At 51.1% G+C, this 25,796-nt stretch carries 22 protein-coding genes and 2 tRNA genes; 15 read left to right on the top strand and 9 right to left on the bottom strand.

The genetic code is table 11. The features are described 5' to 3' along the window. Position 1 precedes the first annotated feature (1 nt). The gene (locus AC6I8A_RS10695; protein ID WP_265297988.1) at positions 2 to 1,924 is read left to right on the top strand and encodes a DNA topoisomerase III; all 1,923 of its coding nucleotides are present in this window, start codon (positions 2 to 4) and stop codon (positions 1,922 to 1,924) included. Further along, positions 1,924 to 2,220 carry a YnjH family protein gene (locus AC6I8A_RS10690; protein WP_008110345.1) on the top strand — a complete coding sequence of 99 codons (297 nt, stop codon included), beginning with the start codon at positions 1,924 to 1,926 and terminating at the stop codon, positions 2,218 to 2,220. The genes AC6I8A_RS10695 and AC6I8A_RS10690 overlap by 1 nt, the downstream gene beginning before the upstream one ends. Before the next feature lie 32 nt (positions 2,221 to 2,252). Here AC6I8A_RS10690 and xthA read toward each other — a convergent pair whose 3' ends face one another. From xthA to AC6I8A_RS10665, 5 genes are all read right to left on the bottom strand, one after another. Further along, positions 2,253 to 3,059, bottom strand: coding sequence for an exodeoxyribonuclease III (gene xthA / locus AC6I8A_RS10685; RefSeq protein WP_256696582.1), 807 nt, complete (start codon positions 3,057 to 3,059; stop codon positions 2,253 to 2,255). Positions 3,060 to 3,184: 125 nt separating this feature from the next. Further along, positions 3,185 to 3,269 (bottom strand) — tRNA-Tyr (locus tag AC6I8A_RS10680). Between the two features lie 42 nt (positions 3,270 to 3,311). Further along, positions 3,312 to 3,396, bottom strand: a tRNA-Tyr gene (locus AC6I8A_RS10675). Positions 3,397 to 3,540: 144 nt separating this feature from the next. Further along, complete coding sequence (gene purU / locus AC6I8A_RS10670; protein WP_036648946.1) at positions 3,541 to 4,389, bottom strand: formyltetrahydrofolate deformylase; 849 nt, start codon at positions 4,387 to 4,389, stop codon at positions 3,541 to 3,543. 57 nt (positions 4,390 to 4,446) lie between these two features. Next, positions 4,447 to 4,902, bottom strand: coding sequence for a YchJ family metal-binding protein (locus AC6I8A_RS10665; protein WP_497818446.1), 456 nt, complete (start codon positions 4,900 to 4,902; stop codon positions 4,447 to 4,449). 96 nt (positions 4,903 to 4,998) lie between these two features. Between AC6I8A_RS10665 and rssA the strand changes: the two genes are divergently transcribed. The 5 genes from rssA (at position 4,999) to AC6I8A_RS10640 (ending at position 10,511) form a co-directional block, all read left to right on the top strand. Next, a complete protein-coding gene (gene rssA, locus AC6I8A_RS10660) occupies positions 4,999 to 5,904 on the top strand; it encodes a patatin-like phospholipase RssA (protein ID WP_256696580.1) in 906 nt (301 codons plus the stop codon). A gap of 102 nt (positions 5,905 to 6,006) precedes the next feature. Then, positions 6,007 to 7,023: a two-component system response regulator RssB gene (gene rssB, locus AC6I8A_RS10655; protein WP_256696579.1), complete on the top strand. Its 1,017-nt coding sequence runs from the start codon at positions 6,007 to 6,009 to the stop codon at positions 7,021 to 7,023. A 194-nt stretch (positions 7,024 to 7,217) separates the two neighbouring features. Then, positions 7,218 to 8,126: a UTP--glucose-1-phosphate uridylyltransferase GalU gene (gene galU / locus AC6I8A_RS10650; RefSeq protein WP_008106595.1), complete on the top strand. Its 909-nt coding sequence runs from the start codon at positions 7,218 to 7,220 to the stop codon at positions 8,124 to 8,126. A gap of 23 nt (positions 8,127 to 8,149) precedes the next feature. Continuing rightward, on the top strand, positions 8,150 to 9,493 hold the full coding sequence (locus AC6I8A_RS10645; protein ID WP_497818445.1) for a UDP-glucose dehydrogenase family protein: 1,344 nt from the start codon (positions 8,150 to 8,152) through the stop codon (positions 9,491 to 9,493). A gap of 10 nt (positions 9,494 to 9,503) precedes the next feature. Beyond that, positions 9,504 to 10,511, top strand: a complete 1,008-nt coding sequence (locus AC6I8A_RS10640) for an NAD-dependent epimerase (RefSeq protein ID WP_256696577.1) — start codon at positions 9,504 to 9,506, stop codon at positions 10,509 to 10,511. A 94-nt stretch (positions 10,512 to 10,605) separates the two neighbouring features. On the opposite strand, the gene hns is transcribed toward AC6I8A_RS10640, so the two are convergent. Further along, complete coding sequence (gene hns / locus AC6I8A_RS10635; RefSeq protein ID WP_256696576.1) at positions 10,606 to 11,013, bottom strand: histone-like nucleoid-structuring protein H-NS; 408 nt, start codon at positions 11,011 to 11,013, stop codon at positions 10,606 to 10,608. A gap of 413 nt (positions 11,014 to 11,426) precedes the next feature. On the opposite strand from hns, the gene tdk reads away from it, so the two are divergent. Next, complete coding sequence (tdk, locus tag AC6I8A_RS10630; RefSeq protein WP_154156329.1) at positions 11,427 to 12,047, top strand: thymidine kinase; 621 nt, start codon at positions 11,427 to 11,429, stop codon at positions 12,045 to 12,047. Positions 12,048 to 12,102: 55 nt separating this feature from the next. Here tdk and adhE read toward each other — a convergent pair whose 3' ends face one another. Next, entirely contained in the window at positions 12,103 to 14,778 is a 2,676-nt protein-coding gene (gene adhE, locus AC6I8A_RS10625; RefSeq protein WP_497818444.1) for a bifunctional acetaldehyde-CoA/alcohol dehydrogenase, read from the bottom strand. Positions 14,779 to 15,224: 446 nt separating this feature from the next. On the opposite strand from adhE, the gene AC6I8A_RS10620 reads away from it, so the two are divergent. The 7 genes from AC6I8A_RS10620 (at position 15,225) to oppF (ending at position 23,837) form a co-directional block, all read left to right on the top strand. Next, positions 15,225 to 15,872, top strand: a complete 648-nt coding sequence (locus AC6I8A_RS10620) for a YchE family NAAT transporter (protein WP_256696574.1) — start codon at positions 15,225 to 15,227, stop codon at positions 15,870 to 15,872. Between the two features lie 573 nt (positions 15,873 to 16,445). Then, positions 16,446 to 18,080: an ABC transporter substrate-binding protein gene (locus AC6I8A_RS10615; RefSeq protein WP_265298004.1), complete on the top strand. Its 1,635-nt coding sequence runs from the start codon at positions 16,446 to 16,448 to the stop codon at positions 18,078 to 18,080. Positions 18,081 to 18,239: 159 nt separating this feature from the next. Beyond that, positions 18,240 to 19,880: an oligopeptide ABC transporter substrate-binding protein OppA gene (oppA, locus tag AC6I8A_RS10610; protein WP_008106580.1), complete on the top strand. Its 1,641-nt coding sequence runs from the start codon at positions 18,240 to 18,242 to the stop codon at positions 19,878 to 19,880. Positions 19,881 to 19,960: 80 nt separating this feature from the next. Next, a complete protein-coding gene (gene oppB, locus AC6I8A_RS10605; RefSeq protein WP_007892378.1) occupies positions 19,961 to 20,881 on the top strand; it encodes an oligopeptide ABC transporter permease OppB in 921 nt (306 codons plus the stop codon). A gap of 15 nt (positions 20,882 to 20,896) precedes the next feature. Then, positions 20,897 to 21,805: an oligopeptide ABC transporter permease OppC gene (oppC, locus tag AC6I8A_RS10600; protein ID WP_008106577.1), complete on the top strand. Its 909-nt coding sequence runs from the start codon at positions 20,897 to 20,899 to the stop codon at positions 21,803 to 21,805. A gap of 11 nt (positions 21,806 to 21,816) precedes the next feature. Beyond that, entirely contained in the window at positions 21,817 to 22,836 is a 1,020-nt protein-coding gene (locus AC6I8A_RS10595; RefSeq protein ID WP_497818443.1) for an ABC transporter ATP-binding protein, read from the top strand. Next, complete coding sequence (oppF, locus tag AC6I8A_RS10590; RefSeq protein ID WP_256696571.1) at positions 22,833 to 23,837, top strand: murein tripeptide/oligopeptide ABC transporter ATP binding protein OppF; 1,005 nt, start codon at positions 22,833 to 22,835, stop codon at positions 23,835 to 23,837. The genes AC6I8A_RS10595 and oppF overlap by 4 nt, the downstream gene beginning before the upstream one ends. 43 nt (positions 23,838 to 23,880) lie before the next feature. On the opposite strand, the gene AC6I8A_RS10585 is transcribed toward oppF, so the two are convergent. Both AC6I8A_RS10585 and cls read right to left on the bottom strand, forming a co-directional pair. Further along, positions 23,881 to 24,210 (bottom strand): HI1450 family dsDNA-mimic protein, encoded by a 330-nt coding sequence (locus tag AC6I8A_RS10585; RefSeq protein ID WP_196761379.1) that lies wholly within the window; start codon positions 24,208 to 24,210, stop codon positions 23,881 to 23,883. Positions 24,211 to 24,247: 37 nt separating this feature from the next. Next, a complete protein-coding gene (gene cls / locus AC6I8A_RS10580) occupies positions 24,248 to 25,708 on the bottom strand; it encodes a cardiolipin synthase (protein WP_256696570.1) in 1,461 nt (486 codons plus the stop codon). Between the last annotated feature and the right edge of the window lie 88 nt (positions 25,709 to 25,796).

Genomic DNA, 25,796 nt, shown 5'->3' with positions numbered 1-25,796 from the left:
CATGCGTTTGTTTATTGCCGAAAAACCCAGCTTAGCGCGTGCGATTGCCGACGTGTTGCCGAAACCGCATCGACGCGGAGACGGCTATATTGCCTGCGGAAATGACCAGGTTGTGACCTGGTGTGTTGGGCACCTGCTCGAGCAGGCGCAGCCCGACAGTTACGACAGCCGCTATGCGCGCTGGAGTCTGGCTGATTTACCAATTATTCCGGAAAAATGGCGCTTGCAGCCGCGTCCCTCCGTGGCGAAGCAGTTAAAAGTGATTGAAGGCCTGCTGCAACAAGCCAGCGCGGTGGTGCATGCGGGTGACCCCGATCGTGAAGGTCAACTGCTGGTGGATGAGGTGCTGGATTACCTGCAGCTCGCGCCAGAGAAACGCAAAACGGTGCAGCGTTGTTTGATTAACGATCTCAATCCCTCGGCAGTTGAGCGCGCGGTTGGGCGTTTGCGTGAGAACCGTGAATTCATACCTCTGTGCGTATCCGCGTTAGCGCGTGCGCGCGCTGATTGGCTGTATGGCATCAATATGACGCGCGCTTTTACCTTGCTGGGGCGCAACGCTGGGTACGATGGCGTGCTGTCGGTTGGCCGCGTGCAGACGCCGGTGTTGGGTCTGGTGGTGCGTCGTGATGAAGAGATCGAAAACTTTATCCCGAAGGACTATTTCGAAGTTAAAGCGCACATCGTCACGCCAAAAGAGGAGCGTTTTGTCGCGACATGGGTACCAAGCGATGCTTGCGAGCCGTGGCAGGATGAAGAGGGGCGATTGCTGCATCGTCCGCTGGCGGATCACGTGCTTGACCGCATCAACGGTAAGCCCGCGCTGGTCACCGGCTATAACGACAAACGTGAGTCGGATACCGCGCCGCTGCCATTCTCGCTTTCTGGCTTGCAGATAGAAGCCGGCAAACGCTTTGGCCTCAGCGCGCAGAACGTACTCGATTGCTGTCAGCGGCTGTACGAAACCCACAAGTTGATCACCTATCCGCGTTCCGACAGCCGCTATCTGCCCGATGAACATTTTGCCGGACGCCATGCGGTGTTGAATGCCATTCAGGCGCATCAGCCTAATCTGACGCCGCCAGCAGATTTCAATCCCGATCAGAAAAACCGCTGTTGGGATGATAAAAAGGTTGATGCGCACCACGCCATCATTCCTACCGCGCGTGCCAGTAAGGTCAATCTGACTGAGAATGAAGCCAATATTTACGGCCTAATTGCGCGCCAATATCTGATGCAGTTTTGCCCGGATGCGGTGTTCCGCAAATGCGTGATTGACCTCGATATCGGCGGCGGTAAATTTATCGCCAAAGCGCGCTTTCTGGCCGAAGCCGGCTGGCGTGCACTGCTCGGCAGCAAAGAGCGTGACGAGGAGAACGATGGCACGCCGCTGCCGGTGGTCGCCAAAGGCGATGAGCTGCTATGCGAGCGCGGCGAAGTGCTGGCGAAGCAGACGCAGCCGCCGCGTCCGTTTACCGATGCGACACTGTTATCTGCGATGACGGGCATCGCCCGCTTTGTGCAGGATAAAGAATTAAAGAAAGTGCTGCGTGCAACCGATGGTTTAGGTACGGAAGCGACGCGTGCGGGCATTATTGAATTGCTGTTCCGCCGCACTTTTCTGGTGAAAAAAGGCCGCTATATTCATTCGACGGATGCGGGTAGGGCGTTGATCCATGCGCTGCCAGAAATGGCCGCCCGGCCGGATATGACGGCGCAATGGGAATCGACGCTGACCCGCATCAGTGAGAAATCTTGTCGCTATGATGAGTTTATGCAGCCGCTGGTCAGCACCTTGATTGGGCTGATTGGTGAAGCACGCCAGCGACCGTCGTTACAGGCCTTTCGCGGATTGACTGCGCCTGGGGCCAAAAAGAGAGCCAAACAAAAAACGGCTCGTCGCAAAACCAAGGAGACAGAGTGATGCGTTATGCAATGATGTTGCTGGGCGGATTATTGTTATGCAGCACCTCGGCGCTGGCCAACCGCCAGCCGGAAAATAATCGTACGGGTAATACCGATGTGGTGGTGGATCTGCCACCCGAAGTCTGGACGCAAGGGCAAAATAATCGTCAGAGCAACTGCATGCAGTGCTGTACCTATGAGAATCGCAGTTATTCTGAAGGTGCGGTGGTTAAAGCAGAAGGCGTGTTATTGCAGTGCGGCAGGGATGAGAAGGTATTAGGCACCAATCCGCTTATCTGGAAAATCATCAAATAAAAGCGCGTGGCGTATGACGCCACGCTGCTTCATTACAGCTTAAACGTTGACCAAACCGGGGCGTGATCCGACGGTTTTTCCATGCTGCGGATATCGTAATCGATGCCACTCTCAATACAGCGCGAGGCCAGAGGTTGGCTCGCCAGCAGCAGATCGATGCGCAGACCACGATTGTCGTCAAAGCCTTTCGAGCGGTAATCAAACCATGAGAAACGATCGTTGGTTTCCGGGAACTTATCGCGCCAGGTGTCAACCAAACCCCATTGCAGCAAGCGATCCATCCACTCACGCTCTTCAGGCAGGAACGAGCACTTGCCGGTGCGCAGCCAGCGTTTACGGTTATCTTCACCAATGCCGATGTCAAAATCAGTACTACTGATGTTCATGTCACCCATGATCAACACCGGTTTATCGACGGCCAACTGCTGCTCAAGATAGCTTTGCAGATCGCGATAAAACTTCTCTTTCGCTGGAAACTTTGTGGGATGGTCGCGGCTTTCACCCTGCGGGAAATAACCGTTGATAACCGTGATATCGCCAATTGGACTCGGGATTTCCGCCATGATTATACGGCGCTGAGCATCTTCATCATCGCCGGGAAAACCGCGTGAGACACTGACTGGCTCAGCTTTGGTCAGCAGCGCGACGCCGTAATGACCTTTTTGCCCGTGATAAAACACGTGATAACCCAGTTTGCTGACGTCCTCAAGCGGGAACATATCGTCATGCACTTTGGTTTCCTGCAAGCCGATGACATCAGGTTGATGCTGTTCAACAAGCGCGGCTAATTGATGAGGACGCGCACGCAAGCCGTTGATGTTGAAAGAGACAAATTTCATTTCGCTGCCATTTTTATCCGCAAAAGTATGGCGCGATGGTAACGAGTTTTTGGGCAAAAGTCATGGTGTGAATCAGGAGGTTACAACGATTAAAACAAGTGGGAAAAAGAGGAGAATGGTATTGATGGTGGTGGGAGAAGGATTCGAACCTTCGAAGTCTGTGACGGCAGATTTACAGTCTGCTCCCTTTGGCCGCTCGGGAATCCCACCGGGGATATTACGTATTGTGGCTTTAAGCAGAGACGATTCAGATGGTGGTGGGAGAAGGATTCGAACCTTCGAAGTCTGTGACGGCAGATTTACAGTCTGCTCCCTTTGGCCGCTCGGGAATCCCACCACTGGCCTGAATCATTGCGTCTTAAAGCGGGGCGCATCATAACAAATGCACTCAGCCTGTAAAGCGCCGTCACTGAAAATAAAAACTGTTTGCCCACTTTTTACGCGTGGCGCTGAAGAGTTGTGCAGTTCAGCGCCGAAGTGGTTAAAGAATGATCGTGCGATTGCCGTAAACGAACACGCGCTGGCCTAACACTTTATACAGCGCGCGGCTCAATACATTCTTCTCAACGTCGCGTCCTGCACGCATCATCTCTTCTGCGGTGTAGCTGTGATCGACGTTAATCACGTCCTGCATGATGATTGGGCCTTCATCGAGGTTATCGTTCACGTAGTGCGCAGTGGCGCCGATGATTTTCACGCCACGCTCATAAGCCTGATGATAAGGACGCGCGCCAATGAATGCTGGCAAGAAGGAGTGGTGAATATTGATGATCTGATTTGGATAACGTTGCACGAAGGCGGGGGTCAACACGCGCATGTATTTCGCCAACACCACGTAATCAGGCTGATAACGGTCAATTTCATCCGCCATGCGGTTGTCGTGCTCTTCACGCGTGTGGCCTTCGTGGCTCACCAACACAAACGGAATATCGAAACGTTCCACCAATGAGCGCAGCGTTTCGTGGTTACCGATGACTGCAGCAATTTCCATATCCAGACCGCCAAATGCGCTTTTCATCAGCAGATCGCCAAGGCAATGCGCCTCTTTGGTCACCAGAATCACCACACGACGACGACCGGCACTTTGCAGTTCACGCACAGAACCGACTGGGAGTGCGCTATCGAGATCGGCCAGCAAAGTGTTGTCGTTGAAAATGCCTTCCAGCTCGGTGCGCATGAAAAAGCGGCCGGTACGGTGATCGACAAACTCATTATTCTGCACAATGTTGAGTTCGTGCTTGTAACAAATGTTGGTGATCTTGGCGATCAAACCTTTCGCATCAGGGCAAATGGTTCGTAAAACTTTTCGTTGGATGGTTTGCGCTTGCATCTCGATCAGAGTCCTGTCAAAGCGATGAATGGTAAAGCCGTTGTGTATCTGTCCAGATTAACCACAACATTTTTTGTATTTTTTATCGGCGCCACAAGGACAGCGATCATTACGTCCCAACTCAGGCGTTGTTCCGTCGACATAGTACCAGCGTTGATCCTCGCGAAGAAAGCGCGAACATTCATAGATGGCTGAAGTGCGTCCTTTTTCGAGGTAACGCGCAAAAAACGTCACGAAGGCTTCATTCTCATGGCTTCCATGATTACAACGAGTTACATTCAAGCCCAGCCATTCAGTACCGGTAAAACTTTCGGATAATAGCGTCTCAAGGTCAGCCACGCGTTTACTGGAGTGCCAGGTTTGCGCCAGCCACGCGGCATCTTTTTCGACGTAGGCGGTATAGCGTGAGCGCATCAATTGCTCCGCGCTGGACGGGTTCGCTTGGCCATTCAGAAAGGGTTGGCAACATAGGCTATACTCCTTTCCGCTGCAGCAAGGGCACTTTTCAGACACGTCATCTCCTGGAAGTGATTAAAGTAAACTAAAGCGTGCGCTATGGTAGCCGACTGTCAGGCGTGATGCTACGTACCATGCCAATCATGAGGTGAGATGAGAAAAGTCAGGATCGGGCTGGCACTAGGTTCAGGTGCTGCCAAAGGTTGGTCGCACATCGGCGTGATCAATGCGCTAGAACGTGCGGGCATTGAAATCGATGTGGTGGCGGGATGTTCTGTTGGCGCGTTGGTCGGTTCGGCTTACGTGAATGGACGGCTGGGCGTGATGGAAAAATGGGTGAGCGCATTCCGCTATTGGGACGTCATCCGACTGATGGATCTCTCCTGGCAACGCGGTGGTTTATTGCGTGGCGATCGAGTGTTTAGTCACATCCGTCAGCTGATTCCTAACGATCTGATCGATGAGTGCGCCAAGCCGTTTGGCGTGGTAGCAACCAATCTGAGTACTGGACGTGAAGTGTGGTTGACCGAGGGCGATTTGCATCAAGCTGTGCGTGCGTCCTGTAGTATGCCAGGCTTATTACCACCCATTGCTTACAATGGGTATTGGTTGGTTGATGGTGCGGTGGTAAATCCAGTACCGATCTCATTAACCCGTGCATTAGGTGCTGACATCGTTATCGCCGTGGATTTACAGCATGACGCGCACCTGATGCAGCAAGATTTATTGTCAGTTACGCCGCAAAGCGGTGAAGAGGCGGCGGCAGTTGAAGCGCTGAGCTGGGGAAAAAAACTGCGTCAACGCTTGATTGGCCTGACGCAACGCCGTGCTAATCAAACGCCGGGTGCGATGGAGATTATGTCGACATCCATCCAGGTTCTGGAAAATCGCCTGAAACGTAACCGCATGGCGGGCGATCCGCCGGATGTGCTGATTCAGCCGTTTTGTCCACAAATTTCCACACTGGACTTTCATCGTGCAGAAGAAGCCATTGCGGCTGGCAAGGCCGCCGTTGAGAAAAAAATGGATGAACTATTACCGCTGGTCCGTGGCAGATAGTCAGGTTGTTCATTCACAGGGGTTGCTACTTCAGCCAATTCTGAAAGGCGCAACTGCATTTTATGAACCACTATTGAATTATCTGGTACGCAGGGGGAGAGAATGGAAAAACCGCTAATCGGCAAAAAGATACTCATTGTCGAAGATGAGGTCGTTTTCCGTTCAATGATAGACAACTTATTAACCAGCTTAGGCGCCAGTACGCTTGAGGCAGGTGATGGCGTTGATGGCTTAACGTTATTATCGGCGCAGTCAGTCGATCTGGTTATTTGCGATCTTGAAATGCCGCGTATGGGCGGTATCCCATTCGTTGAGCGTCTCCGTACGCGCGGCAACAATGTGCCCATTTTGATTATCTCCGCCACACAAAATATGGCGGATATCGCCCATGTGTTGCGTTTGGGGGTGCAGGATGTGCTGCTCAAACCGCTCAAAAATCTTGAACGTTTCCGTGAAGCGGTGTTCGAGTGTCTCTATCCTTCAATGTTTACCTCCAAAGTGGAGGAGGATGAGCAGCTCTTTCAGGATTGGGATGCGCTGGTTAGCGATCCGTTGGCGGCCTCTAAATTACTCAAACAGCTCCAGCCGCCGGTGCAGCAAACTATCGCCAATTGCCGAATCAATTACCGCCAGCTCACCATGGCGGAACAGCCGGGTTTAGTGCTGGATATCGCGGCGCTGTCAGATAACGATTTGGCATTCTATTGCCTTGATGTGACACGCGCTGGCGATAATGGCGTGTTAGCCGCGCTGTTGCTGCGTGCCCTGTTCAATGGCTTGCTGCAGGAGCAACTCTCCGGCCAGAAGCAGCGATTGCCTGAATTAAATGGGTTACTACGGCAGGTCAACATGCTGTTACGGCAAGCCAATCTCAGCGGACAGTTCCCGTTGCTGGTGGGCTATTACCATCGCCAGTTAAAAAATCTGATCCTGGTTTCAGCGGGACTGAATGCCACATTGCATATCAATACTCATCAAATCCAACTCAGTAATGGGGTGCCACTTGGTACTATGGGCAGCACCCATCTCAATCAAATTAGCCAACGTGCCGACGCCTGGCAATGCCATATTTGGGGCGCCGGAGGCAGACTACGTTTGATGCTATCAGCCGAAGAATAACCCGTCGGATTTAAATTTTCTGCGGGTTAAAGACAGGACCAGGGGCAAGCTTTACACTTGGGTAATAGTCCTAAATTCCGTGGATTAACTTCTTCCAGGATAAATCCACCTGATAGTAACTGATATACTCATTTCGTTTTTAAACCGACATATCAAGTATTAACTTGAACGGCCTATTAAGAGAGGTATTTTTGATGTCTGCCTATAAGACTAAAGTTAAAAAAGCGGTAATCCCAGTTGCAGGCCTCGGCACGCGTATGCTGCCTGCGACCAAAGCTATTCCAAAAGAGATGTTACCGCTGGTCGATAAGCCGTTGATCCAGTATGTCGTGAATGAGTGCATTGCAGCGGGCATTAACGAGATTGTGCTGGTTACACACTCTTCTAAAAACGCCATCGAAAACCACTTTGATACCAGTTTTGAGCTGGAATCTATGCTGGAAAAACGTGTTAAGCGTCAGCTGCTGGATGAAATCCAGTCAATCTGCCCTCCACACGTCACCATCATGCAGGTTCGTCAGGGTATCGCGAAAGGCCTGGGCCACGCAGTAATGTGTGCACATCCGCTGATTGGCGATGAGCCATTCGCCGTAATCCTGCCAGACGTCATCATCGATGAATACGAATCTGACCCAACCAAAGACAATCTGGCAGAGATGCTGGCGCGCTACGAAGAGAGCGGCCGCAGCCAGATCATGGTTGAGCCGGTTGCTGATGTAACCGCTTACGGTGTGGTTGACTGCCAGGGTGCCGATCTCTCTGCAGGTCAGAGCGCGCCAATGGTTGGCGTGGTTGAGAAGCCTAAAGCTTCTGAAGCCCCATCAAACCTGGCCGTTGTAGGTCGTTACGTGCTGTCCGCTGAAATCTGGCCACTGCTGGCGAAAACGCCTCCAGGTGCAGGTGGTGAAGTTCAGCTGACTGACTCCATTGCAATGCTGATGGAAAAAGAGACCGTTGAAGCGTATCACCTGAACGGTGTTAGCCATGACTGCGGTAACAAACTGGGTTACATGCAAGCGTTTGTTGAGTACGGCGTTCGCCATCCAGTCCTGGGTAAAGATTTCACTCAGTGGCTCGAAGGCGCGGTAGGCAACAAAAAGTAACTCAATAAACACAGGATAATTCAATGAAAGTCACTGTATTTGGTATCGGCTATGTCGGTCTGGTTCAGGCTGCGGTGTTGGCCGAAGTCGGACATGACGTTCTCTGTATTGATGTCGACGAAAAGAAAGTCGAGAACTTAAAGAAAGGCAATATTCCGATCTTTGAACCGGGCCTAACGCCACTCGTTATGTCTAATTATGAGTCGGGTCGCCTGAAGTTCAGCACGAATGCGGAAGAGGGCGTTAATCATGGCGTGATGCAGTTTATCGCCGTGGGGACGCCACCGGATGAAGACGGTTCTGCCGATCTGAAATATGTGACAGCTGTTGCGCGCACCATCGCGCAGCACATGAACGATCACAAAGTTGTTATCGATAAATCAACTGTACCTGTAGGTACAGCGGATCGCGTTCGTGCGGTGATGACTGAAACTTTGCAAAAGCGTGATGTAAACATCGCCTTTGACGTAGTTTCAAACCCGGAATTCCTCAAGGAAGGTGCAGCAGTTAATGACTGCATGCGTCCTGAGCGTATCGTTGTCGGTACCGATAATGATGAAGTGGTTGAGCTGTTACGCGAGCTATATGAGCCGTTCAACCGTAATCATGATCGTATGATTTTGATGGATATCCGCAGCGCAGAGCTGACCAAATATGCGGCTAACTGCATGCTGGCAACCAAAATCAGCTTCATGAACGAGATCTCGAATCTGGCAGAACGTTTGGGAGCCGACGTTGAGAAGGTTCGCCAGGGTATCGGCTCAGATTCACGTATCGGTTATCATTTCATCTATCCAGGCTGCGGCTATGGCGGTTCTTGTTTCCCGAAAGACGTGCAGGCGCTGATTCGTACTGCTGAGTCAATCGGCTACACTCCGCGTCTGCTGCAGGCGGTAGAAGACGTTAACGATTCGCAGAAGAATAAGCTGCCAACCTTTATTAAGCGTCACTTTGGTGACGATCTGCGCGGCAAAACCTTTGCTTTGTGGGGACTGGCGTTCAAGCCGAATACTGACGACATGCGTGAAGCCTCCAGCCGTGTGCTGATGGAGACACTATGGGAAGCCGGTGCAACGGTTCAGGCCTTCGACCCAGAAGCGATGGATGAAGCGCAACGCATTTATGGCCATCGTAACGATCTGAAGTTGATGGGCACTAAAGAAGCAGCGCTGCAGGGTGCGGATGGCTTAGTTATCTGTACTGAATGGCAAAACTTCCGTGCGCCAGACTTCGACGTCATCAAAAATGCGTTAAAAGAACCCGTGATTTTTGATGGTCGTAACCTGTATGATCCGGAACGTATCAGCAAGCGCGGTTTCACGTACTATGCAATTGGCCGCGGAGCATCAATTAATATCGTAGAATAATGAGGGATGTATGAAGTTTCTGGTTACCGGCGCGGCAGGTTTTATTGGATTTCACGTCAGTCAGCGCTTGCTGGCGGCTGGTCACCAGGTTGTCGGTATCGATAACCTGAATGACTATTATGATGTCAGCCTTAAGCAGGCCCGTTTAGACCAGAACACGCAATATCCTGATTTCATTTTCTTAAAAATGGACCTGGCGGATCGCCAGGCCATTTCTTCTTTATTCGCTGAACATGCTTTTGAACGTGTTATACATTTGGGCGCGCAAGCCGGCGTGCGTTATTCGATCGAAAATCCCCATGCTTATGCCGAAGCAAATTTAATCGGTCATCTCAATATTCTTGAAGGCTGCCGGCATCATAAAATCGGCCACCTTCTGTATGCCTCATCCAGTTCAGTTTATGGACTGAATCGCAAAATGCCTTTTTCAACGGAAGATTCCGTTGATCATCCCGTTTCACTCTATGCGGCCACTAAAAAAGCTAACGAATTGATGTCGCATACCTATTCACATCTTTATCAGCTGCCTACTACGGGATTACGCTTTTTCACCGTTTATGGTCCGTGGGGCCGTCCGGATATGGCGTTGTTCAAGTTTACTCGCGCGATGTTAGCGGGAGAGCAAATTGACGTTTATAACAACGGACAAATGACGCGTGACTTCACTTACATAGATGACATCGCAGAAGCGATCGTGCGTTTGCAGGATGTAATTCCTCAACCGGATGATAGCTGGACAGTTGAAGCTGGTTCGCCTGCAAGCAGTTCGGCACCTTATCGCGTTTATAACATCGGCAATAGCCAGCCGACCAGCTTAATGACCTATATTGAGTCGCTGGAAAAGGCATTGGGCATTGAAGCGAAGAAAAATATGCTGCCGATGCAACCCGGCGACGTGCTGGGTACCAGCGCTGATACACAACCTCTGTATCAGGCGATCAATTTCCGTCCTCAAACTAGCGTTGAGCAGGGTGTACAGCATTTTGTTGATTGGTATCGCCGCTTCTATCAACAATAATTAAGCATTAAAAAAGGAAGCCATTGGCTTCCTTTTCTTGCCTGGTCAAAGTGAATTAGTAGTGAACTAATTACAATTCTGAGCGCTGGAATGATTACAGTAGGAAATCGTCCAGTTGTTTACCTTGTTCTTCAATTGCTTTTTTAATCACAGCAGGCGTGCGGCCCTGGCCAGTCCAGGTACGGTTTTCACCGTTTTCATCAACATAAGAATATTTAGCGGGGCGTGCAGCGCGCTTGGTTTTACCCGGAACTTTCGTTTCAGATAATGCCTGCAATAGCTCATTTGGGTCGATACCATCGGCAATCAGCATTTCGCGATACTGTTCAAGCTTGCGTGTGCGCTCTGCATTTTCCGCTTGTGCATGAGTATCATCTTCACGACGCTCATTGACCACAACTTCGAGTTTTTCCAGCATCTCTTCCAATGTTTCCAGAGAGCATTCCCGAGCCTGTGCGCGCAATGTACGGATATTATTAAGAATTTTAAGTGCTTCGCTCATTGTCCTAATCTCAAAATATAATAAATGGAGGTTGTTCTGCCGACTCATAATAGTGGTGCAAAAAAATAACTGCAATAGCCGGATTTAAAAGCAAAACGTAAAAAATAAAAATGTAGTGCGATTTTATAACGCTATTCAGAATATATTTACTTATCTGGCAATCTTTTTTAACTGGCTTAGTAGGCTGAACGCTTAGCCCACGCTAACCCTGACGCTTCGGCTTTAATTAAAACGAATAAAATATCGGCTTAATCGCTACTTTGTCAAAACGTGCTCTCTTTATTAGGCGCTATGATATCCATCTTGATGGTGATGTTAATTTGAGCAAATGATAAAAATAATGCATCGCTACAGTTATACAGCTTTATGGTAAACTGCGGCGCAACAGATATAGGCTACGATGAGATTTTCTAATGGCTCAACTTTATTTTTATTACTCTGCGATGAATGCGGGTAAATCAACGGCTTTGCTGCAATCTTCTTATAATTACCACGAGCGCGGGATGCGATCGCTGGTTTATACCGCCGAGATTGATAACCGCTTTGGTGCAGGTAAAGTCAGTTCACGCATCGGTCTTTCGTCTCCTGCATTTTTATATAACGATGAGACAAGGCTCGATGAAGAAATAGCGGCAGAGCATGCGAAGCAACCCGTGCATTGTGTGTTAGTCGATGAAAGCCAGTTCCTGACGCGCGAACAGGTGAAAGCGTTATCTGATGTTGTCGACAATCTGGATATTCCAGTGCTTTGCTATGGCCTGCGCACGGATTTCCGTGGAGAGCTGTTTGTGGGTAGCCAATATTTACTGGCATGGGCGGATAAGCTGGTTGAGCTTAAAACTATCTGCCATTGTGGCAGAAAAGCCAGCATGGTCCTTCGTCTCGATGCAAAGGGTAAGCCTTTTAGCGAAGGCGAGCAGGTAGTGATTGGTGGCAATGAGCGCTATATATCGGTCTGCCGTAAACATTATAAGCAGGCGATTGATGAAGGTTCCCTTCAGGCGATATATGGCTCACAATCGCCCCAGGCCTAACTCATCAGCAAGCCATAAAAAAACCCGCCGTAGCGGGTTTTTTGTTTAAAGCGCTTTACGCTTTCTTCATTTTCTTATCAACTTTTACTTCGGCTTTAACTTCTTCAGCTTTCTCATTCAGTGACTCAGAGAATTCACGGCCGTAAAAGGTATCCAGCATGATTTGTTTTAACTCAGCAATCAGCGGATAGCGTGGGTTCGCACCGGTACATTGGTCATCGAATGCATCCTCAGCCAGCTTGTCAACTTTCGCAAGGAAGTCTGCCTCTTGCACACCCGCTTCGCGGATAGAGGTTGGGATGCCCAACTGCGTTTTCATCTCTTCAAGCCAGGCGAGCAGTTTTTCAATTTTCTGAGCGGTACGGTCGCCAGCAGCGGAAAGTCCCAGATGGTCGGCGATCTCAGCATAACGACGACGTGCTTGTGGACGATCATACTGGCTGAAAGCCGTCTGCTTAGTCGGGTTGTCATTGGCGTTGTAGCGAATGACGTTTGAAATCAGCAGGGCGTTTGCCAGACCATGTGGAATGTGGAACTCAGAACCCAGTTTATGCGCCATTGAGTGACATACACCCAGGAAGGCGTTAGCGAACGCAATCCCCGCGATAGTTGCTGCATTGTGAACACGTTCGCGAGCCACCGGATTTTTCCCCCCATCGCGATAGCTGGCAGGCAAATTCTCTTTCAGCAGTTTTAGTGCTTGCAAAGCCTGGCCGTCAGAATACTCGTTCGCTAATACGGAAACGTAGGCTTCTAGTGAGTGCGTTACCGCATCCAGACCACCGAAGGCGCAGAGTGAACGTGGCATATCCATTACCAGGTTGGCGTCAACAATGGCCATGTCAGGCGTCAGCGCATAATCCGCTAATGGATATTTCTGGCCGGTTGCATCGTCCGTCACCACGGCAAACGGTGTAACTTCTGAACCGGTACCGGAAGTGGTCGTGATGGCAACCATGCGCGCTTTGACGCCCATTTTCGGGAACTTATAGATGCGTTTACGGATGTCCATAAAGCGCAGTGCCAGCTCTTCGAAATGCGTTTCAGGATGCTCGTACATCACCCACATGATTTTTGCTGCATCCATCGGTGAGCCACCGCCGAGTGCGATAATCACATCAGGTTTAAAGCTGTTCATCTGCTCTGCACCTTTACGGACGATGCTCAGCGTTGGGTCAGCTTCGACTTCAAAGAAGACTTCGGTTTCGATGCCGTGTGATTTCAGTACGCAGGTCACCTGATCCGCATAGCCGTTATTGAACAGGAAGCGGTCAGTAACGATAAAGGCGCGTTTTGCTCCATCAGTTGCCACTTCTTCCAGGGCAATCGGCAGTGAGCCACGACGGAAGTAAATAGACTTTGGAAGTTTATGCCACAACATATTCTCAGCTCGCTTGGCCACGGTTTTCTTGTTGATGAGATGTTTTGGTCCCACGTTTTCAGAAATGGAGTTACCGCCCCATGAACCACAGCCCAGCGTCAGTGACGGAGCAAGCTTGAAGTTGTACAGGTCACCGATACCGCCTTGTGATGCGGGCGTGTTAATCAGAATTCGTGCGGTCTTCATTTTGTCGCCGAAGTAGTGCACGCGTTCGATCTGGTTATCCTGGTCGGTATACAGGCATGAGGTGTGGCCGATACCGCCCATCGTTACCAGTTTCTCAGCTTTATCGACTGCGTCGTGGTAATCCTTCGCGCGGTACATCGCCAAAGTTGGAGACAGTTTTTCATGCGCGAATGGCTCAGATTCATCAACCAGTTTCACTTCACCAATCAGAATCTTGGTAGTTGCAGGCACGCTAATTCCGGCCAATTCGGCAATCTTGGTCGCTGGCTGGCCTACAATCGCGGCGTTTAACGCGCCATTCTTCAGAATGATATCCTGAATGGCTTTCAGCTCCTTACCTTGCAGCAGGTAGCCGCCGTGGCTGGCAAAACGTTCACGTACAGCGTCATAAGCCGAATCAACCACAATCACGGATTGTTCAGAAGCACAAATCACACCGTTATCGAAGGTTTTCGACATCAGGATAGACGCCACAGCGCGTTTGATATCAGCAGTTTCATCAATCACGACAGGCGTGTTACCCGCACCCACCCCAATTGCCGGTTTACCGGAACTGTAGGCGGCTTTCACCATGCCCGGACCACCGGTTGCAAGGATCAGGTTGATATCGGGGTGATGCATTAACTGATTAGAAAGCTCGACAGAAGGGGTATCGATCCAGCCGATAATATCTTTTGGTGCACCTGCCGCAATCGCTGCCTGCAGCACAATATCTGCGGCTTTGTTGGTTGCATCTTTTGCACGTGGATGCGGAGAGAAGATAATGCCGTTGCGGGTTTTCAGGCTAATCAGCGCTTTAAAAATAGCGGTAGAGGTTGGGTTGGTGGTTGGAACGATACCGCAGATTAGGCCAATCGGTTCAGCAATGGTAATGGTGCCGAAGGTGTCATCAGTGGCGAGGATACCGCAGGTTTTTTCGTCTTTGTAAGCGTTGTAGATGTATTCAGAAGCAAAGTGGTTCTTGATCACTTTGTCTTCAACAATACCCATGCCTGATTCGGCAACGGCCAGCTTGGCGAGAGGAATTCGTGCGTCTGCAGCAGCAAGTGCGGCAGCGCGGAAGATTGCATCAACTTGTTCCTGACTAAAATTAGCGTACTCACGCTGTGCCTTTTTTACACGTTCAACCAGTGCATTAAGTTCGGCAACATTAGTAACGGCCATAGTGCTCTCCTGAAGGAAGTTAAACTCTTTTAGTAAACAAGCCTGAATCCAGAAGTATAGTCACGCTATGCTTATATTTTGGTCAGGTTGGCGACTGTTTTGCCTTTGCTTACTAAAAGGGTTTCCTGGTCAAGATGCTTAAGCGTCAGGAAGTTGTTTCGACGGGGTAAGATTACCCCTGATGGGGTAGGTAAATTTTGATACAGATCAATCCTGATCCAAGCTGACACCTTTCAGCACTAACTTTTGCAAGTAAAGTTACCGTGATGTGCCACATCTGCGGTCCCTGCTGGCTTCATTGCCATAACCCAACGTTTACAGTAGTTGAAAGAACTGACTTAAAGCTTTGCCGGCAGCATAAATTTCTGTTGGCGCCTCTGGTTTTCCGCCCGGCTTATGCACTACATTAAGCGCGTTTTTCTACTCAGACTTTACCGGAGCCCACTTTGAACCCCGTGCTACTTGATCTATCCGGCTACATTAAGTTTTTTGTCGGTTTGTTTGCCCTGGTAAATCCGGTAGGTATCATCCCGGTCTTTATCAGTATGACCAGCTATCAGGGTGTGGTTGAGCGCAACAAAACCAACCTCACCGCGAACTTGGCCGTCGCCATTATCCTGTGGACGTCACTTTTCCTTGGTGATGGCATCCTGCATCTGTTTGGTATTTCGATAGATTCGTTCCGTATTGCCGGTGGGATTCTGGTCGTCACCATCGCGATGTCGATGATCAGCGGAAAACTGGGTGAGGATAAGCAGAACAAGCAGGAGAAGTCAGAGAGCGCCATTCGTGAAAGTATTGGTGTGGTACCGCTGGCTTTACCGTTGATGGCCGGTCCCGGCGCAATAAGTTCAACCATCGTCTGGAGTACGCGTTATCACAGTTGGCAGAACCTAATTGGCTTTAGTATCGCGATTGCAATTTTCGCGTTTTGCTGTTGGCTGCTGTTTCGCGCTGCACCATTAATGGTGCGAGTACTTGGCCAAACCGGGATCAACGTTATCACTCGTATCATGGGATTGTTGTTAATGGCATTGGGCATAGAGTTTGTTGTCACCGGCATGAAATCAATTTTCCCCGGATTACTCAATTAGTAGCCCTTAATTTTTAATCTTAACCCGCAATGCGATCCACAATGGTGCAACGTTAGACTTAATTGCACCATTTTGGTAATTTTATTCATCCTTCTTAACGCATTAACCTCCGTATCACTTTTACTACTAATCCTGATAAATGCATCCAGTAACTCACATTAAATTGTGATAATTATCACAGATAAATACTCTGTAAAATTCTTTCTTATTAGCATTACGGAAAAGTCATTAGCTCGATGATGAAATCATTATGTTGGAATGTGATGGTTTTGCAGTTATATTCATAAAAATTATAACTTAATAACAATAATGAATAAAATATATGCGATAACGAAATTATATTTATATTAATCAGTGTTTTAATCGTTATTTCATCCTAATAATTAACACTTTTCCTCCCTACCGGAACGTGATAAAAGAGAATCTGCTAACATTTTTGCAGTTTAGCTTTGGCGTGCGGGCATCGGTTCTGATAATTTTCGGCACATCACAAATTTTTTATCTGATAGCGACAAATGTGTACGCTTCTTGCTTAAAGGCTATCAGGCTTATGATTAAGGTTGATATTTGTTGATGAAATGCATGGTAGCGAAAACGGCCGTACGTTCAGTGCTTGCCTTATGTCTCACAGGCGCAATGGCCTCAAGCCAGGCAGCACAAATTCCCGCAGGCACTCAATTATCAGAATTACAGCGGATCGTGATTAATAATGGCAGTGAGGTGGCAACGCTCGATCCGCAGAAAGCGGAGGGCGTGCCAGAATCCAATGTCATGCGTAATTTGCTGGAAGGTCTGGTTGAAACCGATAATAACGGTCAGCTTGTCCCCGGTGTCGCTAAGCAGTGGCAAAGCGAAGAAGGGCGCATCTGGACTTTCACGCTGCGAGAAGATGCGCGCTGGAGTAATGGCCAGCCCGTTACCGCCCAGGATTTCGTCTACAGTTGGCAGCGCCTGGCCGATCCCAAAACTGCTTCCCCTTACGCCAGCTATTTACAAGCGGCCCATGTCGCCAACGTTGATGCCATCCTGTCTGGTAAAGCTGCGCCGGCTGAACTCGGGGTTAAAGCCCTCGACGATCGTCATCTACAAGTCACCCTTTCTGAACCCGTTCCCTATTTTGTTGCTATGCTGGCCCACAGTGCGATGAAACCGGTCTATCGTCCGGCGATAGACCAGTGGGGCGAGCAGTGGACGCAGCCGCAACACTATGTTGGCAATGGCGCTTTTACGCTGTCGGACTGGGTGGTGAATGAAAAAATCGTGGTGAAACGCAATCCGCAGTATTGGGATAATGCACACACGGTGATTGAAGAGGGCGTGTTCTTGCCGCTCTCTTCAGAGAACAGTGATATCAACCGTTATCGCAGCGGTGGCACCGATATGACCAACAGTGTGGTGCCGCCGGAGCTGTTTAAAAAGTTACAGCAGGATCTCGGCGATGAGGTCAAAATCAGTCCGCTGCTGTGCACCTTCTATTACGAAATCAACAACAAAAAAGCGCCATTCGATGATGTCCGAGTACGCGCCGCGCTGAAGTTAACCCTTGATCGCGACATCATCGCGCAGAAGATCATGGGCCAGGGGCAAATTCCTGCCTACGAATTGACGCCGCCGTTTACCCACGGTATCACGCTCTCCCCACCGGCCTGGGCGCAACAAACGCAATCCGAGCGTAATGCCAGCGCCAAGCAGTTACTGGCAGATGCCGGCTTTAATCAACAAAACCCGCTGCGTTTTACGCTGTTGTACAACACCTCCGAACAGAACAAGCGACAGGCGATTGCTGCGGCCTCGATGTGGCAAAAAAATCTCGGTGCGGTGGTGACATTACAGAATCAGGAGTGGAAAACGCTGCTGGAGACGCGTCACCAGGCGCAGTATGACGTGGTACGCGCGACATGGTGCGCAGATTACAACGAGCCCTCAACCTTCCTGAATATGCTTTTGAGCGGTTCATCAAATAATACCGCGTTTTACCAAAGTTCGGCGTTTGACCAGTTAATGCAGCAAACATTAACCACTTCAGATGAAGCAAAGCGCGCCGCTCTTTATCAGCAAGCTGAAGCGCAACTTGATAAAGATTCGCCAATCGTACCGGTCTACTACCGCGTTAGCGTGCGGTTGGTCAAACCTTGGGTGGGCGGTTTTACCGGTAAAGATCCACAGGACATGCTGGCGTTGAAATACTATTACATAAAGAAACATTGAGTAATGGACCGATCCGGCGCTACAGTCGGGCGGCACTTTACCGTGGTAAACCCTGAAGGGTGATTAGGGTCTTCGTTCAGACACGCGAAGATCACCTGGAAACGGGGTACGCCGGGCGTTAAATCGACCCGGTAAAGATAATAAAACTGGAGCGTAATAATGAACAACATCACAAAAAAAAGCCTGATTGCAGCGGGTGTATTAGCAGCAATCGGCGCGCTGGCAGGGAATGCCGCGCTGGCCGCAACAGTGCCAGCAGGCGTTGAATTGGCAGCAAAACAGGAACTGGTTCGCGGTAACGGCGATGAAGTACAGTCGCTGGATCCCCACAAGATTGAAGGTGTTCCCGAAGACAACATCGCGCGTGACCTGTATGAAGGTTTGATCACCAGCGACAGCGATGGCAAACCGGTTCCGGGCGTGGCGGAAAGCTGGGAAAACAAAGATTTCAAAGTCTGGACTTTCCACCTGCGTAAGAACGCTAAATGGTCCAACGGTGAACCGGTCACCGCGCAAGATTTCGTTTACAGCTGGCAGCGCCTGGTCGATCCGAAAACCGCATCTCCATACGCCAGCTATCCGCAATACGGTCACATCGTCAACGTTGACGACATCATCGCCGGTAAAAAGCCAACTTCCGAGCTGGGTGTAAAAGCCATCGACGATCACACGCTGGAAGTGACGCTGAGCGAGCCCGTACCGTACTTCTATAAGCTGTTGATCAACTCCGTGATGTCTCCGGTGTATAAGCCTGCTATCGACAAATTTGGCGATCAGTGGACCCAACCGCAGAACTGGGTTGGTAACGGCGCATTCAAACTTGAATCCCACGTGATCAACGAACGCGTAACGCTGGTGCGTAACACGCAGTATTGGGACAACGAGCACACCGTTCTGAACAAAGTTACCTTCCTGCCAATCAACTCTGAAGTCAGCGACGTTAACCGTTACTTCTCTGAGAACGGCAGCGATATTACCTACAACAACATGCCAATCGAGCTGTTCAAAAAACTGCAGCGTGATAACGGCAAAGAGTTGATGGTGAAGCCATATTTGTGCACCTATTACTACGAAATTAACAACCAGAAAGCGCCATTCACCGATCCACGCGTCCGTACCGCGCTGAAACTCGGTCTGGATCGCGACATCATGGTGAACAAGGTTCTGGCACAAGGTCAGCAACCGGCTTACAGCTTCACCCCGCCAGCCACCGATGGCATGGAACTGCTACCGCCGGATTGGTTCAAGTGGGATCAGAACAAGCGTAACGAAGAAGCGAAAAAGCTGTTGGCTGAAGCGGGTTACACTGCGGATAAACCGCTGACCTTCAATCTGCTGTACAACACCTCCGATCTGCACAAGAAACTGGCTATCGCTGCCTCTTCTATCTGGAAGAAAAACATCGGCGTCAACATCAAGCTGGAAAACCAGGAGTGGAAAACCTTCCTGGATACGCGTCATCAGGGCAACTTTGATGTCTCTCGTGCGGCATGGTGTGCGGATTACAACGAACCGACTTCATTCCTGAACATCATGCTGTCTGACAGCAGCAGTAACACCTCGCATTACAAGAGCGCTGACTTCGATAAAGTTATCCACGATGCGGTTAAAGCCACAGACGATAAAGCGCGCGTAGCGGATTATCAGAAAGCTGAGCAGATTCTGGATAAAGACAGCACCATTGTGCCGGTTTACTACTACGTCAATGCGCGTTTGGTGAAACCTTACGTGGGCGGTTATACCGGCAACGATCCGCTGGATAAAACCGTCGATAAAAACCTGTATATCATTAAACATTAATAGCACTCAGGCTATCGATAGTGGCGGTGCTGCGGCACCGCCTTTTTACTTTGTGAAGCAACAGCCTGGTAGGTACGGCAATGTTAAAATTCATCCTGCGTCGGCTCCTTGAAGCCATCCCGACGCTGTTTATCCTCATCACCATCTCTTTCTTTATGATGCGACTGGCACCCGGCAGTCCATTTACCGGCGAACGTGTTCTGTCGCCAGAAGTGATGGCGAATATTGAAGCGAAGTACCATCTCAACGATCCGATTGGCAAACAGTATCTGAGCTATCTGGTGCAGTTGGCGCATGGCGACTTTGGTCCCTCGTTTAAATACAAAGATTACTCGGTCAATTATCTGGTCGGCCACGCCTTCCCGGTATCAGCCAAACTTGGTCTGGCGGCATTCTTCCTTGCCGTGGTATTGGGCGTAACGGCCGGCGTGATCGCCGCCCTAAAGCAGAACAGTTTGTGGGATTATGCCGTGATGGGGGTCGCGATGACCGGCGTGGTGATCCCCAGCTTTGTCGTAGCACCGTTACTGGTGCTGGTATTCGCGATTACCTTACGCTGGCTGCCAGGCGGCGGCTGGAACGGCGGCCAATGGAATTACATGTTGCTGCCGATGGTGGCGCTCTCGCTGGCCTATATCGCCAGCATCGCGCGTATTACCCGTGGTTCGATGATTGAAGTGATGCACTCAAACTTCATCCGTACCGCGCGCGCCAAAGGTCTGCCATTGCGCCGTATCGTGCTGCGTCACGCGCTGAAGCCTGCTATGTTGCCGGTGCTTTCCTATATGGGACCGGCGTTTGTCGGCATCATTACCGGTTCCATGGTGATTGAATCCATCTATGGTTTACCGGGCATCGGCCAGTTGTTCGTCAACGGAGCATTGAACCGTGACTACTCGCTGGTGATGAGCCTGACCATTCTGGTTGGCGTGCTGACCATTCTGTTTAACGCGATCGTTGATGTGCTGTACGCCGTAATCGATCCGAAAATCCGTTACTGATTATGGAGCTCGCCCATGATGTTAAGTAAGAAAAACAGCGAAGCTCTGGATGCCTTCAGTGAAAAACTGGAAGTCGAAGGGCGCAGCCTCTGGCAGGATGCGCGTCGCCGCTTTATTCACAACCGCGCGGCGTTTATCAGCCTGCTGGTGCTGCTGGTGATCACGCTGTTCGTGGTGTTCGCCCCAATGTTGTCGCAATTTAAATATGACGACACCGACTGGGCGATGATGTCTGCCGCGCCGGATACCGTTTCCGGTCACTGGTTTGGCACCGATTCCTCGGGCCGTGATCTGCTGGTGCGCGTTGCGATTGGTGGCCGTATCTCGCTGATGGTGGGCATCGCCTCTGCGCTGATCGCGGTGCTGGTGGGCACGTTGTATGGCTCATTGGCGGGTTATCTGGGCGGTAAAATCGACTCGGTGATGATGCGTATTCTGGAGATTCTCAACTCCTTCCCGTTCATGTTCTTCGTCATCCTGCTGGTGACCTTCTTTGGTCGCAACATTCTGTTGATCTTTGTGGCGATCGGAATGGTGTCGTGGCTGGATATGGCGCGTATCGTGCGCGGGCAGACGCTGGGCCTGAAGCGCAAAGAGTTCATCGAAGCGGCGCAGGTCGGCGGTGTCAGCACCTTCAAAATCGTATTGCGCCACATTGTGCCGAACGTGTTGGGCGTGGTGGTGGTATATGCCTCTTTGCTGGTGCCGAGCATGATCCTGTTCGAATCCTTCCTTAGCTTCCTTGGCCTCGGCACACAGGAACCCCTGAGCAGTTGGGGCGCGTTGCTGAGCGATGGCGCCAACTCGATGGAAGTGTCGCCGTGGTTACTGATGTTCCCGGCCGGTTTCCTCGTGGTCACGCTGTTCTGTTTTAACTTTATCGGCGATGGCTTGCGTGATGCCCTCGACCCGAAAGATCGTTAAGGAGTTTCCCGATGACCATTCATGAATTTCAGCCAGCCATGGCTGCACGTGCGGGAAACAATAACCTGCTGCTGGATGTGAAAGATCTGCGCGTAACCTTCAGCACCCACGATGGCGATGTTACCGCTGTGAACGACCTCAACTTTTCACTGCATGCAGGTGAAACGCTGGGCATTGTTGGCGAGTCCGGCTCGGGGAAATCGCAAACCGCGTTTGCCTTGATGGGGCTGCTGGCAAAAAATGGGCGCATTGGCGGTTCAGCAAAATTCAACGGCGCAGAGATTCTCAATCTGCCAGAAACCAAGCTGAACAAACTGCGTGCTGAGCAGATCGCGATGATCTTCCAGGACCCGATGACGTCGCTGAATCCGTATATGCGCGTCGGCGAGCAGTTAATGGAAGTGCTGAAGCTGCATAAAGGCATGAACAGCGCCCAGGCGTTTGAAGAGTCGGTACGCATGCTGGACGCCGTGAAAATGCCGGAAGCGCGTAAGCGCATGAAGATGTTCCCACATGAATTCTCTGGCGGCATGCGCCAGCGTGTGATGATTGCGATGGCGCTGCTGTGTCGACCTAAGCTGCTGATTGCCGATGAGCCGACCACAGCCCTCGACGTCACCGTACAGGCGCAGATCATGACGCTGTTGAATGAGTTGAAGCGCGAGTTCAATACCGCGATTGTGATGATTACCCACGATCTCGGCGTGGTGGCGGGTATCTGTGACAAAGTGCTGGTGATGTACGCCGGTCGCACTATGGAATATGGCCGTGCCCGCGATGTGTTCTATCATCCTGCACATCCGTACTCGATTGGCTTGCTGAGTGCGGTGCCGCGACTGGACGCTGAAGAGGGCGAGTCGCTGACCACTATTCCGGGCAATCCGCCAAACCTGCTGCGCTTGCCGCAAGGCTGTCCGTTCCAGCCTCGATGCGCTTACGCCATGGACATTTGCGCCAAGGCACCGCCGCTGGAGCCTTTCGCTGAAGGGCGCTTGCGTGCCTGCTTCAAGCCGGTGGAGGAATTAGTATGAGCACCGTAGTCGAAGAGAAAAAAGTCCTGCTGGAGATTGCCGATCTTAAGGTGCATTTCGAGATTAAGGATGGCAAACAGTGGTTTTGGCAGCCACCGCACACGCTGAAAGCGGTCGACGGCGTCAGCCTGCGTTTGTACGAAGGTGAAACGTTGGGTGTCGTTGGTGAGTCGGGCTGCGGTAAATCGACGCTGGCCCGCGCCATCATTGGCCTGGTGAAAGCCACGGAAGGGCGCGTCGCCTGGTTAGGACGCGATCTGCTGGGGCAAAGCCAGGAGCAGTGGCGTCAGGCGCGCAGCGATATCCAGATGATCTTCCAGGATCCGCTGGCATCGCTTAACCCGCGCATGACCATTGGCGATATCATTGCCGAACCGCTGCGCACCTATTATCCGAAGATGCCGGGCCAGCAAGTGAAGGATAAGGTCAAAAGCATGATGATGAAGGTCGGGTTGTTACCTAACCTCATCAACCGCTATCCGCATGAGTTCTCAGGTGGTCAGTGTCAGCGTATTGGCATTGCGCGTGCGCTAATCCTTGAGCCGAAGCTGATTATCTGTGATGAGCCGGTATCGGCGCTCGACGTGTCGATTCAGGCGCAGGTCGTCAATCTGTTGCAAAAGTTGCAGCGAGAAATGGGGTTGTCACTGATCTTTATCGCGCACGATTTGGCGGTGGTCAAACACATCTCCGATCGCGTGCTGGTGATGTATCTCGGGCATGCGGTTGAGCTGGGTACTTACGATGCGGTGTACAACAATCCGCAGCATCCGTATACCCGAGCGCTGATGTCTGCGGTGCCGATTCCCGATCCGGATCTGGAGAAGAACAAGCAAATCCAGCTGCTGGAAGGGGAGCTGCCATCACCGATCAATCCGCCATCGGGTTGCGTGTTCCGTACCCGTTGCCCGATTGCCGGACCAGAGTGCGCGAAAACCCGGCCGCTGCTGGAAGGCAGCTTCCGTCATGCGGTTTCTTGTTTAAAAGTCGATCCGCTGTAAATGAAAACGCCGGGCGATTGCCCGGCGTTTTTTTGTCTGTCGCTTACTCGCGCCACAGGATGTGGCAGAGTTTGTGATCTTTCTCGCGGCAAAGCAGGACGCGTGCGAACACATCAGTGATCGGCTCGCCGTCGGCTTCACCCAAGCCAATCACCACTTCTGCGAAGAAGTCTGGGTTGAGATCGAAATCAACATGTTCCTGCCAGTCTTCCGCAGGATCGAACAGTTCTGCGCCACCGCGCTCTTCAAACTGCAGATTGAACAGAATAATGTCAGCGGGATCGAGATTGTCGCCAGCTAGCTCAAGAAAAATATCGTAAGCCTGTTCCAGCGTTTCATCTTCAGTAAGGCGATTATTTAAATCCATGGTCATTCCTGCTTGCCCTGAGGCGGTAATATTTTCGCTCGTTTTACAGTAAAGGACTAAAGAAGTAAAACAGTCGTTCAACGATGCGTTGCCACCAGGCACGTTTAGCCCAGCGAGCGCCATCCAGCAAGCGTGAGCGGGCGATGTAATCGTCCTGCACGGTAGCGAGATCGCTGCCAAAGCCATCATCATCAACTACCAATGTGATCTCAAAATTAAGCCACAGGCTGCGCATATCCAGATTAACGGTACCGACTAAACTCAGTTGTCCGTCGACCAGCACACTTTTGGTATGCAACAAGCCATCTTCAAACTGGTAAATCTTTACGCCCGCTTCCAGCAACTCGGTAAAGAAGGCGCGACTTGCCCAGCCTACCAGCAGCGAATCATTATGGCGCGGCACAATGATGCTCACTTCCACCCCGCGTAACGCCGCAGTACAGATGGCGTGCAGCAGGTCATCGCTCGGCACAAAGTAGGGCGTGGTCATGATCAGTTGCTTACGCGCGGAGTAAACCGCCGTGAGCAACGCCTGATGGATCATATCTTCCGGAAAACCGGGACCAGAAGCGATCACCTGAATGGTATGACCGCTCTCCTGTTCGAAGGGCATCACGTTGCCATCCGGCGCGGGTGGCAGAATGCGTTTACCGGTTTCAATCTCCCAGTCGCAGGCATACACAATACCCATGGTGGTTGCCACTGGACCTTCCATGCGCGCCATGAGATCAATCCACTGGCCCACGCCCGCTTCCTGCTTAAAGAAGCGTGGATCGACCAGGTTCATGCTGCCTGTATAGGCGATGTAGTTATCGATCAGCACCACTTTGCGATGCTGACGTAAGTCCATGCGACGCAGGAACACACGCAGCAGGCTTACCTGCAACGCTTCAACCACGTCAATGCCAGCGTTGCGCATCATATTGACCCACGGACTGCGGAAGAAGGTCACGCTGCCCGCTGAATCCAGCATCAAGCGGCAATGCACACCGCGACGCGACGCGGCCATCAACGATTCCGCCACTTCATCTGCCAGCCCGCCGGGATGCCAGATATAGAACACCATCTCGATGTTGTGACGCGCCAGCTGGATATCGCGAATCAGCGCGTGCATCACGTCGTCGGAGCTGGTCAGCAACTGCAGCTGATTACCTTTCACGCCCGCGATGCCCTGACGATGGCGGCACAAATCAAACAGGGAACGCGCCACGTCACTGTGTTCGGTGGCAAAGATATGCCGACACTGTTTGAGGTCGTTGAGCCATTTGGCGGTAGAAGGCCACATGGTGCGCGCGCGCTCGGCACGCCGTTTACCTAAATGCAGCTCACCGAAGGAGAGATAGGCGATTATACCCACCAGCGGCAGAATGTAGATGATCAGCAGCCAGGCCATTGCGGAGGTGACTGCGCGGCGTTTCATCAGAATACGTAGCGTGACACCCGCAATCAGCAGCCAGTAACCAAACAGCAGCAACCAACTGATGAGGGTATAAAATGTGGTCATTAAGTGGACATCCTGTTCGCGCTTTGTTGAGCAAAGTTTACGTGCTGATCACAGGTAGTGAAACCTTTAATCGTGAATGACGTTTCGA

It is taken from the genome of Pantoea sp. X-Soil-ISGK-275 (assembly GCF_059730795.1).
Note: the sequence above shows the minus strand (reverse complement) of the source record. Positions and strands in the feature narration are given on the sequence as shown.

Bases quoted from the DNA above. Each gene is read 5' to 3' on its own strand.
- AC6I8A_RS10690 (WP_008110345.1), top strand. From the start codon at position 1,924: ATGCGTTATGCAATGATGTTGCTGGGCGGATTATTGTTATGCAGCACC.
- AC6I8A_RS10615 (WP_265298004.1), top strand. From the start codon at position 16,446: ATGAAATGCATGGTAGCGAAAACGGCCGTACGTTCAGTGCTTGCCTTA.
- xthA (WP_256696582.1), bottom strand. From the start codon at position 3,059: ATGAAATTTGTCTCTTTCAACATCAACGGCTTGCGTGCGCGTCCTCAT.
- galU (WP_008106595.1), top strand. From the start codon at position 7,218: ATGTCTGCCTATAAGACTAAAGTTAAAAAAGCGGTAATCCCAGTTGCA.
- AC6I8A_RS10695 (WP_265297988.1), top strand. From the start codon at position 2: ATGCGTTTGTTTATTGCCGAAAAACCCAGCTTAGCGCGTGCGATTGCC.
- purU (WP_036648946.1), bottom strand. From the start codon at position 4,389: ATGCAAGCGCAAACCATCCAACGAAAAGTTTTACGAACCATTTGCCCT.
- oppF (WP_256696571.1), top strand. From the start codon at position 22,833: ATGAGCACCGTAGTCGAAGAGAAAAAAGTCCTGCTGGAGATTGCCGAT.
- AC6I8A_RS10585 (WP_196761379.1), bottom strand. From the start codon at position 24,210: ATGACCATGGATTTAAATAATCGCCTTACTGAAGATGAAACGCTGGAA.
- rssA (WP_256696580.1), top strand. From the start codon at position 4,999: ATGAGAAAAGTCAGGATCGGGCTGGCACTAGGTTCAGGTGCTGCCAAA.
- oppC (WP_008106577.1), top strand. From the start codon at position 20,897: ATGATGTTAAGTAAGAAAAACAGCGAAGCTCTGGATGCCTTCAGTGAA.
- AC6I8A_RS10640 (WP_256696577.1), top strand. From the start codon at position 9,504: ATGAAGTTTCTGGTTACCGGCGCGGCAGGTTTTATTGGATTTCACGTC.
- hns (WP_256696576.1), bottom strand. From the start codon at position 11,013: ATGAGCGAAGCACTTAAAATTCTTAATAATATCCGTACATTGCGCGCA.
- adhE (WP_497818444.1), bottom strand. From the start codon at position 14,778: ATGGCCGTTACTAATGTTGCCGAACTTAATGCACTGGTTGAACGTGTA.
- AC6I8A_RS10595 (WP_497818443.1), top strand. From the start codon at position 21,817: ATGACCATTCATGAATTTCAGCCAGCCATGGCTGCACGTGCGGGAAAC.
- oppB (WP_007892378.1), top strand. From the start codon at position 19,961: ATGTTAAAATTCATCCTGCGTCGGCTCCTTGAAGCCATCCCGACGCTG.
- cls (WP_256696570.1), bottom strand. From the start codon at position 25,708: ATGACCACATTTTATACCCTCATCAGTTGGTTGCTGCTGTTTGGTTAC.
- rssB (WP_256696579.1), top strand. From the start codon at position 6,007: ATGGAAAAACCGCTAATCGGCAAAAAGATACTCATTGTCGAAGATGAG.
- oppA (WP_008106580.1), top strand. From the start codon at position 18,240: ATGAACAACATCACAAAAAAAAGCCTGATTGCAGCGGGTGTATTAGCA.
- AC6I8A_RS10645 (WP_497818445.1), top strand. From the start codon at position 8,150: ATGAAAGTCACTGTATTTGGTATCGGCTATGTCGGTCTGGTTCAGGCT.
- tdk (WP_154156329.1), top strand. From the start codon at position 11,427: ATGGCTCAACTTTATTTTTATTACTCTGCGATGAATGCGGGTAAATCA.